General features: G+C 69.6%; 8 protein-coding genes. All 8 read left to right on the forward strand.

The window, feature by feature from the left end; all coding sequences use genetic code 11:
• Positions 1-37 precede the first annotated feature (37 nt).
• Entirely contained in the window at positions 38-1915 is a 1878-nt protein-coding gene (locus OO70_RS11540) for an APC family permease (RefSeq protein ID WP_043667978.1), read from the forward strand.
• A 1183-nt stretch (positions 1916-3098) separates the two neighbouring features.
• Positions 3099-3188 carry a K(+)-transporting ATPase subunit F gene (gene kdpF / locus OO70_RS51785; protein ID WP_016434100.1) on the forward strand — a complete coding sequence of 30 codons (90 nt, stop codon included), beginning with the start codon at positions 3099-3101 and terminating at the stop codon, positions 3186-3188.
• An 8-nt stretch (positions 3189-3196) separates the two neighbouring features.
• Positions 3197-4861 (forward strand): potassium-transporting ATPase subunit KdpA, encoded by a 1665-nt coding sequence (gene kdpA / locus OO70_RS11550; protein WP_043667984.1) that lies wholly within the window; start codon positions 3197-3199, stop codon positions 4859-4861.
• A 38-nt stretch (positions 4862-4899) separates the two neighbouring features.
• Positions 4900-6996, forward strand: coding sequence for a potassium-transporting ATPase subunit KdpB (gene kdpB / locus OO70_RS11555; protein ID WP_043667987.1), 2097 nt, complete (start codon positions 4900-4902; stop codon positions 6994-6996).
• 6 nt (positions 6997-7002) lie between these two features.
• Positions 7003-7671, forward strand: a complete 669-nt coding sequence (locus OO70_RS11560; protein WP_043667990.1) for a potassium-transporting ATPase subunit C — start codon at positions 7003-7005, stop codon at positions 7669-7671.
• Between the two features lie 100 nt (positions 7672-7771).
• Positions 7772-8455: a response regulator gene (locus tag OO70_RS11565; protein WP_019059380.1), complete on the forward strand. Its 684-nt coding sequence runs from the start codon at positions 7772-7774 to the stop codon at positions 8453-8455.
• A 1-nt stretch (position 8456) separates the two neighbouring features.
• Complete coding sequence (locus OO70_RS11570; RefSeq protein WP_043667995.1) at positions 8457-11003, forward strand: sensor histidine kinase; 2547 nt, start codon at positions 8457-8459, stop codon at positions 11001-11003.
• A 57-nt stretch (positions 11004-11060) separates the two neighbouring features.
• Positions 11061-12536 (forward strand): glycoside hydrolase family 43 protein, encoded by a 1476-nt coding sequence (locus OO70_RS11575; RefSeq protein ID WP_051741113.1) that lies wholly within the window; start codon positions 11061-11063, stop codon positions 12534-12536.
• Positions 12537-12564: the final 28 nt, after the last annotated feature.

Here is a 12564-nt window from a genome sequence, read left to right on the forward strand (position 1 = left end):
CCGTCACCGCGCGTCCGTACGTGAAGGAGCCAGCAGCATGACCGTTCTCACCTCCCCCACTCTCGGCTTCGCTCGAGCGGGGGGACCCCCATCGCCGGGCGCGACGCCCGCCGACGAGGAGCCCCCGGATACCGGCGAACGCCATCGGCTGACCGCCCTCGCCGGGTTCGCCGCCCTCTCCCTGGACGCCATGGCGTCGGTCGCGTACGGCCCCGAGGCGATCGTCCTCGTGCTGGCCGCGGCCGGTGCGCACGGACTCGGCTTCACGCTGCCGGTCACGCTCGCCATCGCCGCCCTGCTGGCGGTGCTCGTCGCGTCGTACCGACAGGTCATCGCGGCCTTCCCGGACGGCGGCGGCTCCTACGCCGTGGCGAAGACCCACCTGGGCGCGCGGACGAGCCTGGTGGCGGCCGCCTCGCTGGTGCTGGACTACGTACTGAACGTTGCCGTGGCCGTCACGGCCGGAGTCGCTGCCCTGACCTCGGCCTTCCCCGGGCTGTACGACGACCGGCTGTGGCTGTGCCTCGCGGTGCTCGTGCTGGTCACGGGGGTGAACCTGCGCGGGATCGTCGAGTCGGCCCGCGCCTTCATCGTGCCGACTGTGGTGTTCGTCGGCTCCATCTTCGTGCTCATCGCGGTCGGCCTGTTCCGGTCCGCGCCGGTGAGCACCGCGACCGCCGACGGCCATGCCTCCGCGCTCGCCGACAACGCCACGAGCGTCGGCACCCTGCTGTTGCTGAAAGCTTTCGCCTCCGGGTGCAGCGCCCTCACCGGCGTCGAGGCCATCGCGAACGCCGTGCCCTCCTTCCGCACGCCCCGGGTCAAGCGGGCCCAGCGCGCGGAGGTCGCCCTCGGCGCGGTGCTCGGCGTGATGCTGATCGGCCTGTCGGTACTGATCTCCCGCTTCCACCTCCAGCCCGTCCAGGGCGTCACCGTCCTCGCCCAGCTCGCGGACGCCGCCCTCGGCCACAACTGGGCTTTCTACGTCATCCAGTTCGCGACGATGATCCTGCTCGCCCTGTCCGCGAACACGTCGTTCGGCGGGCTGCCAGTGCTGCTGAAGCTGCTCGCCCGGGACAACTACCTCCCGCACGTCTTCGCGTTGAAGGCCGACCGCCAGGTGCACCGGCACGGTGTGCTCGCGCTGGCCGCGGTCTCGGCGGCCCTGTTGGTGTTCTCCGGCGGCGACACCAACACCCTCGTGCCGCTCTTCGCGATCGGTGTCTTCGTCGGCTTCACCGTCGCCCAGGTCGGCATGGTCCGGCACTGGCGCGGCGAACGCGGAACCGGCTGGCGAGGCAAGGCCCTCCTGAACGGCTTCGGCGCGGTCCTCACCGGCGTCGCGGCCGTCGTCGTGACCGCGAGCAAGTTCGAGGAGGGCGCCTGGCTGATCGTGATCACGCTGCCGCTGCTCGTGCTCGCCTTCGAGACCGTGCACCGCGCCTACGCGCACATCGGCGAACGGCTCGGCCTCGGCCGTATCCCTGAACCACCGCACCGAGACCGGTCGGTGGTGATCGTGCCGGTCTCCTCCCTCACCCGGCTTACCTCCGAGGCGTTGACGGCCGCGGCCTCCCTCGGCGACGAGGTGCGCGCGGTGACCGTCTGCTACCCCGACCCGGAGGATCGCGCCCACCTGCACGCCCTGGAACGCGCCTGGGCCGAGTGGAACCCCGGCGTACCCCTGGTCCGGCTCGCCTGCGAGCGCCGCACGCTGGGCCGCCCCATCGCCGCCTACGTACGCGACGTGTCGGCGACGGAACCGGACACCCGGGTCACCGTCCTGATCGCCGAGGTGGAGCCGGTACGGCTGTGGCAACGGCTGCTCCAGAATCAGCGCGGGGCCGTGGTCGCCCATGCGGTACGGCGGGACACGGACGCGGTGATCTGTCGGTTGCGGTTCCGGTTGTTCTGACGCGGGTGTGGTGCGGGTGCCTGCTTCGGCGCCGGGGTGCGGCGCGGGCGCCTGCTTTGGCACCGGGGTGCGGGGCTCGCGCCTGGGCCTGCGGCACGGCCTCGGTGTGGAGGCGCTTGCGGGTCGGTGCAGGCGTCGGCGTAAGACGCCTGTGGCCCGGTGCGGGTGTCGGCGTGAAGCCGCTTGCGGGCCGACGCGGGCATGGGCGTAACGCCCGAGGGCCGGTGTCGGCGCCGCGTTTTGAGCGGCCTGCGGCCCGGCGGGGGCGTCGGCGTGAAACGCCCGGGGTAGGTGTCGGCGTGGGTGTGAATCGCCTGTGGCTTGGTGCCGGCGTCGGCGTGAAACGTTCGCGGGTCGGTGTCGGTGTCGGTGTTGGAGCGCCTGCGGCGCGGTGCTGGTGCCGCCGATATCCGTTCGCGGCGCGGTGCTGGCGTCGGTGTAGGACGGCCTGTGGGCTGGTGTCGGCGTGGGTGCGAGTCGCCTGTGGCTTGGTGCCGGCGTCGGCGTGAAACGTTCGCGGGTCGGTGTCGGCGTCGGTGTTGGAGCGCCTGCGGCGGGGTGCCGGTGCTGCCGATTACCGCTCGTGGCGTGGTGCTGGTGTCGGTGTAGGACGGCCTGTGGGCTGGTGCCGGCGTGGGTGTGAATCGCCTGTGGCTTGGTGCTGGCAGCGGCGTGAAACGTTCGCGGGTCGGTGCCGACGTCCGCGTGAAACGCTCGCAGGTCGGTGCCGACGTCCGCGCGAGCGTGCCCCCGGCCCGGTGCTGGTGCCGTCGTAAAACCGCCCGCAGGCCGGTGCCGATGCCGCTGTAGAACCGCCCGGGGCCCGGTGCCGGCGTCGCCGCAGAACCGCCCGCAGGCCGCTGTCGGCACCGGCGTGAACTCGCTCGCGGGTCGGTGCCGGTGCCGCCGAAAACCGTCCGCGGACCCGCGCCCCACACCGCCGTAGAGCCGCGCCCGCCCGCCGAAGCCCGCCCTCGCCGTAAGAGTCGCGTCAAAGGCGTATGCGTCGCCGTAAGGGAGCCGTCAACGGCGGCCGAATCCGGTCACGGGCGCGGTTACCTCTAAGCGTCCGTTCCATTCGAACCTCATTCCAGGAGCTCACGATGGCCGATCTGGCCTTCGTCGTCACCACGATCGCGGTCTTCGCGCTGGTGGCCCTCGTCGCCAAGGGGGTGACGAAGCTGTGACCGCCGAGAACATTGTCGGCCTCGTCGTGGCCGTCGCCCTGCTGGGCTATCTCGTCCTCGCCCTGATCTTCCCGGAGAGGTTCTGAGCCACGACATGGGTCCCGTACTCGCAGGTGTCCTCCAGTTGCTCGCCCTCATAGGCGCGCTGGCACTCGCCTACATCCCCCTCGGCAACTACATGGCCAGGGTCTACTCCTCCGACAAGCACCTGCGGGTCGAGAAGTGGATCTACAAGGGCATCGGTGCCGACCCGAACACCGAGATGCGCTGGCCCGCGTACCTGCGCAGTGTGCTCGCCTTCTCGGCGGTCGGTGTTCTCTTCCTTTACCTGCTCCAGCGCCTTCAGGGCATCCTGCCGGGCTCGTTGGGCTTCTCTTCCGTCAATCCGGCGCAGTCGTTCAACACGGCCGTGTCGTTCGTGACGAACACCAACTGGCAGTCGTACTACGGCGAGCAGACCATGGGTCACGTCGTGCAGACCGCCGGTCTTGCCGTGCAGAACTTCGTCTCCGCGGCCGTTGGCATCGCCGTGGCGGTCGCTCTCGTACGGGGCTTCGCGCGCTCCCGCACCGGTGAACTCGGCAACTTCTGGGCCGACTTGGTGCGCGGCACGATCCGCATTCTGGTGCCGCTCTCCGTCGTCGCCGCGCTCGTGCTCGTCGCCTGTGGTGCCATTCAGAACTTCTCGGGCATCCATGAGGTCGGGCAGTTCATGGGCGGGCACCAGCAGTGGAACGGCGGCGCGGTCGCCTCCCAGGAGGCCATCAAGGAGGTCGGCACCAACGGCGGCGGCTACTTCAACGCCAACTCCGCCCACCCCTTCGAGAACCCGACGCCCTTCACCAACCTCTTCGAGATCTTCCTGCTGCTGGTCATCCCGTTCGCGCTGACTCGCACCTTCGGCGTGATGGTCGGCTCCATCAAGCAGGGCTACGCGATCCTCGCCACCATGGCCACCATCTGGCTCGGCTTCGTCGCCCTGATGATGTGGACAGAGTTCGCGCACCACGGCCCGGCGCTCCAGGCCGCCGGCGGTGCGATGGAGGGCAAGGAGACCCGGATCGGCGTCGGCGCCTCCTCGATCTTCGCGGTGTCGACCACCCTGACCTCGACGGGCGCGGTGGACTCCTTCCACTCCTCGTTCACCGGTCTCGGAGGCGGAATCACCATCCTGGGCATGCAGTTGGGCGAGATCGCACCCGGTGGTACCGGTTCCGGTCTGTACGGAATGCTGATCATGGCCGTCATCGCGGTGTTCATCGCCGGGCTCATGGTCGGCCGTACGCCCGAGTACCTCGGCAAGAAGATCGGCACCCGCGAGATGAAGCTCGCGGCCTGCTACATCCTGATCACCCCGGCCCTGGTGCTGATCTTCGCGGCCGCCTCCATGGCGCTGCCGACCCCGCCGCACTCCATGCTGAACTCCGGCGCGCACGGCTTCTCCGAGGTGCTGTACGCCTTCACCTCCGCCGCCAACAACAACGGATCGGCGTTCGCCGGTCTGAACGCGAACACCGACTGGTTCAACACCATGACCGGACTCGCGATGGTGCTCGGCCGCTTCCTGCCGATGGTGTTCGTGCTGGCCCTGGCCGGTTCGCTCGCCGAGCAGAAGCCGGTGCCGGTCACCGTGGGCACCCTGCGCACCGAAAAGCCTTTGTTCACCGGCCTGTTGGTGGGCGCGATCCTCATCATCACCGGTCTGACCTACTTCCCGGCCCTGGCGCTGGGTCCGCTGGCCGAGGGGCTGGCGTCATGACCACCCGCATAGACAACCAAGAAAACCAAGAGGACTCGATGTCCACTGCCACTCCGACCCGGGCGCCGCACAGCGATGTGCCGACCGGTCACAAGGACGAAGGACGGGTCGGTGCGGGCCTGTTCGACCCGAAGCAGCTGATCAGGTCCCTGCCCGACGCCTGCCGCAAGCTCGACCCGCGGGTGATGGTCAAGTCGCCCGTCATGTTCGTGGTGTGGATCGGGTCCGTGCTGACCACGATCTTCTCCTTCAAGGACCCGGGCGACTGGTTCGGCTGGGCGATCAGCGCCTGGCTGTGGCTGACCGTCATCTTCGCCAACCTGGCGGAGGCCGTCGCCGAGGGCCGCGGCAAGGCGCAGGCCGACACCCTGCGCAAGGCCAAGACCGACACCGTGGCCCGACGGCTCAACGGTTCCGTCGAGGAGCAGGTGCCCGGTACTGAGCTGCGCATCGGCGACCTCGTGGTCTGCGAGGCCGGCGACATCATTCCCGGCGACGGTGACGTCGTCGAGGGCGTCGCGTCCGTGGACGAGTCGGCGATCACCGGCGAGTCCGCGCCCGTCATCCGCGAGTCGGGCGGCGACCGTTCGGCCGTCACCGGCGGTACGAAGGTCCTCTCCGACCGCATCGTCATCAAGATCACGACGAAGCCCGGCGAGACCTTCATCGACCGGATGATCGCCCTCGTCGAGGGCGCCGCCCGGCAGAAGACGCCCAACGAGATCGCCCTGAACATCCTGTTGGCGTCCCTCACCATCGTCTTCCTGCTCGCCTGCGCCACCCTGCCGCCGTTCGCGGACTACGCAGGCACCCACCTCACGATGATCGTGCTGGTTGCCCTCTTGGTCTGCCTCATCCCGACCACGATCGGCGCGCTGCTCTCCGCGATCGGCATCGCGGGCATGGACCGGCTGGTGCAGAGGAACGTACTGGCCATGTCCGGCAGGGCAGTTGAGGCCGCCGGTGACGTCTCCACGCTGCTGCTCGACAAGACCGGCACCATCACCCTCGGCAACCGCCAGGCCTCCGAGTTCGTGCCGGTGACCGGCACCACCGAGGCCGAGGTCGCCGACGCCGCCCAACTCTCCTCGCTGGCCGACGAGACGCCCGAGGGCCGCTCCATCGTCGTCCTGGCGAAGGAGAAGTACGGCCTGCGCGAGCGCCACCAGGGCGAGTTGGCCCACGCCGAGTGGATCGCCTTCACCGCCCAGACCCGTATGTCGGGTGTGGACGTCGAAGGGCGCAAGATCCGCAAGGGCGCGGCCGGTTCGGTCGCGGCCTGGGTCCGGGAACGGGGCGGCGAGGTGTCCGAGGACGCCGGCGCGCTCACCGACCGGATCTCCGCGGCCGGTGGCACCCCGCTGCTCGTGGCGATCGAAGACACCGAAGGCGCACGGGTGTTGGGGGTCATCCACCTCAAGGACGTCGTCAAGGCGGGCATGCGCGAGCGGTTCGACGAGCTGCGCCGCATGGGCATCAAGACCATCATGATCACGGGCGACAACCCCTTGACCGCCAAGGCGATCGCCGACGAGGCCGGCGTCGACGACTTCCTTGCGGAGGCGACTCCCGAGGACAAGATGGCCCTCATCAAGCGGGAACAGGCCGGCGGCAAGCTGGTCGCGATGACCGGTGACGGTACGAACGACGCGCCCGCGCTGGCCCAGGCGGACGTCGGCGTCGCGATGAACACCGGTACGTCGGCCGCGAAGGAGGCCGGCAACATGGTCGACCTCGACTCGAACCCGACGAAGCTCATCGAGATCGTCGAGATCGGCAAGCAACTCCTCATCACCCGGGGCGCGTTGACGACGTTCTCCATCGCCAACGACGTCGCGAAGTACTTCGCGATCATCCCGGCGCTGTTCGCGGCCGTCTACCCGGGCCTCGACAAGCTGAACATCATGGGCCTGTCCTCGCCCGACTCCGCGATCCTGTCGGCCGTCATCTTCAACGCGCTGGTCATCATCGCGCTGGTCCCGCTCTCCCTGCGGGGCGTGCAGTACCGGCCGGTCAGCGCGGACAAGATGCTGCGCCGCAACCTGACGATCTACGGCATCGGCGGGCTGATCGCGCCCTTCATCGGCATCAAGATCATCGACCTGCTCATCTCCCTCATCCCCGGAATCGGCTGATCGGCTATGAACAACTCGGTATCCAACACAGCCCGGTTGCTCTGGGCGGGCCTGCGCGCCCTGCTCGTGCTGACCCTGGTGACGGGCGTGATCTACCCGCTGGTCGTCACCGGCATCGCCCAGGGGATCTTCCCCGGCAAGGCGAACGGCTCGGAGATCAAGTCGAACGGACAGGTCGTCGGCTCGTCCCTCATCGGGCAGTCGTACAACCTGCCGTTGAAGAAGGGCCAGGAGACCCCGGACCCGGACCTGAAGTGGTTCCAGGGCCGCCCGCAGAACGGGCTCGGCGCCAACAGCATCAACACCCAGTACAAGCTGATCCTGTCCGGCGCCACCAACCTCTCCGCCGACAGCAAGGTGCTCGTCCAGCAGGTGAAGGACGCCAAGGCCGCCGTCATCAAGGACAACTCGGTGCCCGGCTACACGGTCGAGGCGTCCCAGGTGCCCGCCGACGCGGTGACGTCCTCAGGCTCCGGCCTCGACCCGGACATCTCCCCGGCGTACGCGGACCTCCAGGTCCACCGCATCGCCGAGAAGAACGGGCTGTCCGTCGCTCAGGTGCAGAAGCTGGTCGACGAGCACACCGACGGCCGCACCCTCGGCTTCATCGGTGAGCCGACGGTGAACGTGCTGGAGCTCAACATCGCGCTCAAGTCCCTTGTGACGAAGAGCTGATGGCGTTACGCGACCGGCAGGGGAGTCGGCGGCCCGGGAGGGATCCCGGCGCCGCCGACTCCCGCCGCCATGCCAGGGACCACACGAAAGGCACACCCCCATGACACGGGTGCTGGTGGTGGAGGACGACCCGCAGCTCGTACGGGCCCTCGTGATCAACATGCAGGCCCGCCAGTACGGCGTGGACGCGGCCCCCGACGGCGCCACCGCGCTCCGGCTCGCGGCCATGCGGCAGCCGGACGTCGTGATGCTCGACCTCGGGCTGCCCGACATGGACGGCGTCGACGTCATCAAGGCGCTGCGCGGCTGGACCCGGGTCCCGATCCTGGTGCTGTCGGCGCGGCAGGCCTCCGACGAGAAGGTCGCCGCCCTCGACGCGGGCGCCGACGACTACATCACCAAGCCGTTCAGCATGGACGAACTCCTCGCCCGGCTACGGGCCGCCGTCCGCCGCGTCGAGGACGTGCCGCTGGCCCCGACGACCACCCTGGTCACCACCGACGACTTCACCATCGACCTGCTCGCCAAGCGCGCCACCCGCGGCGGACACGACATCCGGCTGACCCCCACCGAGTGGCATCTGCTGGAGATCCTGATCACCAACCCGGGCCGCCTCGTCACACAGAAGTACCTGTTGCAGGAGGTGTGGGGGGTGTCCCAGAGCAACAAGACCAACTATCTCCGGGTCTACATGGCCCAATTGCGCCGGAAGTTGGAGGGGGACCCCTCCAGCCCCCGCTACCTGATCACCGAGCCCGGCATGGGCTACCGCTTCGAAGGATGACATGGGACGCGGCAAGCTCCGGATCTACCTCGGCGCGGCACCGGGCGTCGGCAAGACGTACGCGATGCTGTCCGAGGCACACCGCCGAATCGAGCGCGGCACCGACTGTGTGGTCGCCTTCGTGGAACACCACAGCAGACCGCGCACCGAGGTGATGCTGCACGGCCTGGAGGAGATCCCGCGCCGCGAACTCGCCTACCGGGACACGACGTTCACCGAGATGGACGTCGACGCGGTCCTCGCCCGCCATCCCGAGGTCGCCCTCGTCGACGAACTGCCGCACACCAACATCCCCGGCTCCCGCAACGCCAAGCGCTGGCAGGACATAGAGGAACTGCTGGCGGCGGGCATCGACGTGATCTCGACCGTCAACATCCAACACCTGGAATCCCTGGGCGACATCGTCGAGTCCATCACCGGCGTACGGCAACAGGAGACCGTCCCGGACGAGGTCGTCCGCCGCGCCGACCAGATCGAGCTGGTCGACATGTCACCGCCCGCGCTACGACGTCGTATGGCGCACGGCAACATCTACAAGCCCGACAAGGTCGACGCGGCTCTGTCGAACTACTTCCGTCCCGGAAACCTCACCGCCCTACGGGAGTTGGCGCTCCTGTGGCTCGCCGACCGCGTCGATGCCTACCTCCAGGAGTACCGCAGCGAACACCGCGTCTCGGCGATCTGGGGCTCGCGCGAGCGGATCGTTGTAGGCCTCACCGGCGGCCCGGAGGGACGCACGCTCATTCGCCGGGCCGCGCGTCTCGCCGAAAAGGGCGCGGGGGGTGAGGTGTTGGCGGTCTACATCTCCCGCAGCGACGGCCTGACGTCCGCGTCCCCGAAGGAACTGGCCCAACAGCGCACGCTCGTCGAGGACTTGGGCGGCACCTTCCACCAAGTCGTGGGCGAGAACATCCCGGTGGCCCTGCTGGACTTCGCGCGCGGGGTCAACGCCACCCAGATCGTCCTCGGTGTCTCCCGCCGCAAGGGCTGGCAGTACGTCTTCGGGCCCGGCGTCGGCTCGACGGTCGCCCGGGACTCGGGACCCGACCTCGACGTCCACCTCATCACCCACGACGAGGCGGGCAAGGGACGCGGACTGCCCGTGAACCGGGGCGCACGGCTCGGGCGCGCCAGGATCGTCTGGGGCTGGCTGGCCGGAATCGGCGGACCGCTGCTGCTGACCTGGCTGTTGAGCAGTGTCGCGCCCGAAGTGGGCCTGGCCAACGACATGTTGCTGTATCTGACCCTGACCGTGGCGGCCGCCCTGCTCGGCGGACTGTTCCCCGCACTGGCCTCGGCGGCGGTCGGATCGCTGCTGCTGAACTGGTACTTCACCCCGCCCGTGCACACCTTCACCATCGCCGACCCCAAGAACATCGTCGCCATCGCGATCTTCGTGGCCGTCGCGGTGTCGGTCGCGTCGGTGGTCGACCTGGCCGCACGGCGCACGCACCAAGCGGCCCGACTGCGCGCCGAGTCGGAGATCCTCTCCTTCCTCGCGGGCAACGTACTGCGCGGCGAGACCAGCCTGGAGGCCCTCCTGGAACGGGTCCGGGAGACCTTCGGCATGGAGTCCGCCGCCCTGTTGGAGCGCGCGAGCGACGTCGAACCCTGGACCTGCGCCGGCAGCGTGGGCCCACGCCCCTGCCAGAACCCCGAGGACGCGGACGTCGACGTACCGGTCGGCGACCACATGGCCCTCGCCCTCTCCGGCCGGGTGCTCCCCGCCGAGGACCGCCGCGTCCTGGCCGCCTTCGCCGCGCAGGCCGCCGTCGTCCTGGACCGCCGCCGCCTGCGCGAAGAGGCAGACCAGGCCCGCGCGTTGGCCGAGGGCAACCGCATCCGCACGGCGCTCCTCGCCGCCGTCAGCCACGACCTGCGCACCCCGCTCGCCGGCATCAAGGCGGCCGTCTCCTCGCTCCGTTCCGAGGACGTCGACTGGTCGGAGGAGGACCGGGCGGAGCTGCTGGCCGGCATCGAGGACGGCGCCGACCGCCTCGACAACCTCGTCGGGAACCTCCTCGACATGTCCCGCCTCCAGACCGGCACGGTCACCCCGATCATCCGCGAGGTGGACCTCGACGAGGTCGTCCCGATGGCACTCGGCGGAGTCCCCGAGGACAGCGTCGAACTCGACATCCCCGAGACCTTGCCGATGGTGGCCGTCGACCCCGGGCTCCTCGAACGCGCGGTGGCCAACCTGGTCGAGAACGCCGTCAAGTACAGCCCGGACTCAACTCCCGTACTGGTCAAGGCGAGTGCCATCGCCGACCGCGTCGAGATCCGCGTGGTCGACCGCGGCCCGGGCGTCCCCGACGAGGCCAAGAACCGCATCTTCGAACCCTTCCAGCGCTACGGCGACGCCCCACGCGGAGCGGGTGTCGGTCTCGGCCTGGCGGTCGCACGCGGCTTCACCGAGGCCCTCGGCGGCACCCTCAGCGCCGAGGACACACCGGGCGGCGGCCTCACGATGGTGCTCAGCCTGCAACTCGTACCCACACAGAACCTTGCCGCCGTCCCCGGAGCCACTTACAGTCCCGCTCCGTAATGTTCGTCAATCGGCCCGAAACTTTCGAGAACGGGCCGGGCGGAGGAGACCCTGCGTATGCGGACGTACGACAACCTGGTCATCGGCGGCTTCCATCCCGACCCCAGCGTCTGCCGGGTCGGCGAGGACTACTACCTCGCGTGCTCCAGCTTCGAGTACTTCCCCGGCGTCCCGCTCTTCCACAGCCGGGACCTGGTGCACTGGCGCCAGATCGGCAACGTCCTTGACCGGCCGGGCCAGTTGGACCTCCCGGACGACACCCCCGCCTCGGCCGGCATCTACGCCCCGACCCTCCGCCACCACGACGGCCGCTTCCACCTGATCACCACCGACGTGGGCGGCAAGGGCAACTTCCTCGTCACCGCCGACCGCCCCGAGGGCCCATGGTCGGACCCGGTGCTCGTCGACGTGCCCGGCATCGACCCCGACCTGGCCTGGGACGAGGACGGGAACTGCTGGTGTGCCGTGGCCGGGGTGAAAGTGGCCCGCATCGACACGGCGACCGGCAAGGTACTGGAGGGCCCGCTCCCGATCTGGTCCGGGACGGGCCTGCAACACCCGGAGGCCCCGCACCTCTACCGCGTCGGCGACTGGTGGTACCTGATGCTGGCCGAGGGCGGCACCGCACACGGCCACAGCGTCTCGATCGCCCGCGCCCGCTCCCCGCGCGGCCCCTACGAACCGGCTCCCGCCAACCCGATCCTCTCCCACCGCAGCACCGACCTCCCCATCCAGAGCACCGGCCACGCGGACCTGGTCACGGCCCCCGACGGCACCTGGTGGATGGTGCTGCTCGGCACCCGCCCCCGGGGCTGGTTCCCGGGCTTCCACGTCCTCGGCCGCGAGACGTTCCTGACCCCGGTGGAATGGGTGGACGGCTGGCCGAGGGTGGGCCCGGTACAGGAACAGCACCCGGCTCCGACAGCCTGGCATCCCCTCCAACTCCCGCCGGTACGCGACGACTTCGACGCCCCGACCCTCGCCTTCTCCTGGATCTCCCCGCGCAGCAGGCGGGACGACAGCTGGTCGCTGACTCGTCGGCCGGGCTGGCTGACCCTGGACGCGCAGGCGGGCCCCACGTTCCTCGGACGCCGACAGCAACATCCCGACTGCCGGGCGGCGGTCCGGATCGACCCCGGCTCCGGGCGCGCGGGTCTCTCCGTCCGCATGGACGAGGCGCATCACTACGACATCGAGGTCGCCGGGGGAGTGGTGAGCGTGGTCGCGCGGATCGGGCCGGTACGGCAGCGGATCGCCGAGCATGTGGTGGAGCCGGGGCCGGTCACTCTTGCTGTCGCTATCAGCACGGCCGATGTCGGCACGCGCGGTCCCGACACCCTCACCTTCTCGGTGGAGGGCCCCGAAGGCGCCGTAGAACTCGCGGAGTTGGACGGCCGCTATCTCTCCACCCAGGTCGCCGGAGGCTTCACCGGCCGCGTGCTCGGAATGTACGTCACCGAGGGCGAGGCGGACTTCGACTGGTTCGACTACGAGGAGGCGCAAGGAAAGCGAGCGACTACGGAGGGTGATTGACCCCGGAAATGCGTCGGGGCCGGTGCGC

Source organism: Streptomyces xylophagus (assembly GCF_000716435.1).
Lineage (GTDB): Bacteria > Actinomycetota > Actinomycetes > Streptomycetales > Streptomycetaceae > Streptomyces > Streptomyces xylophagus.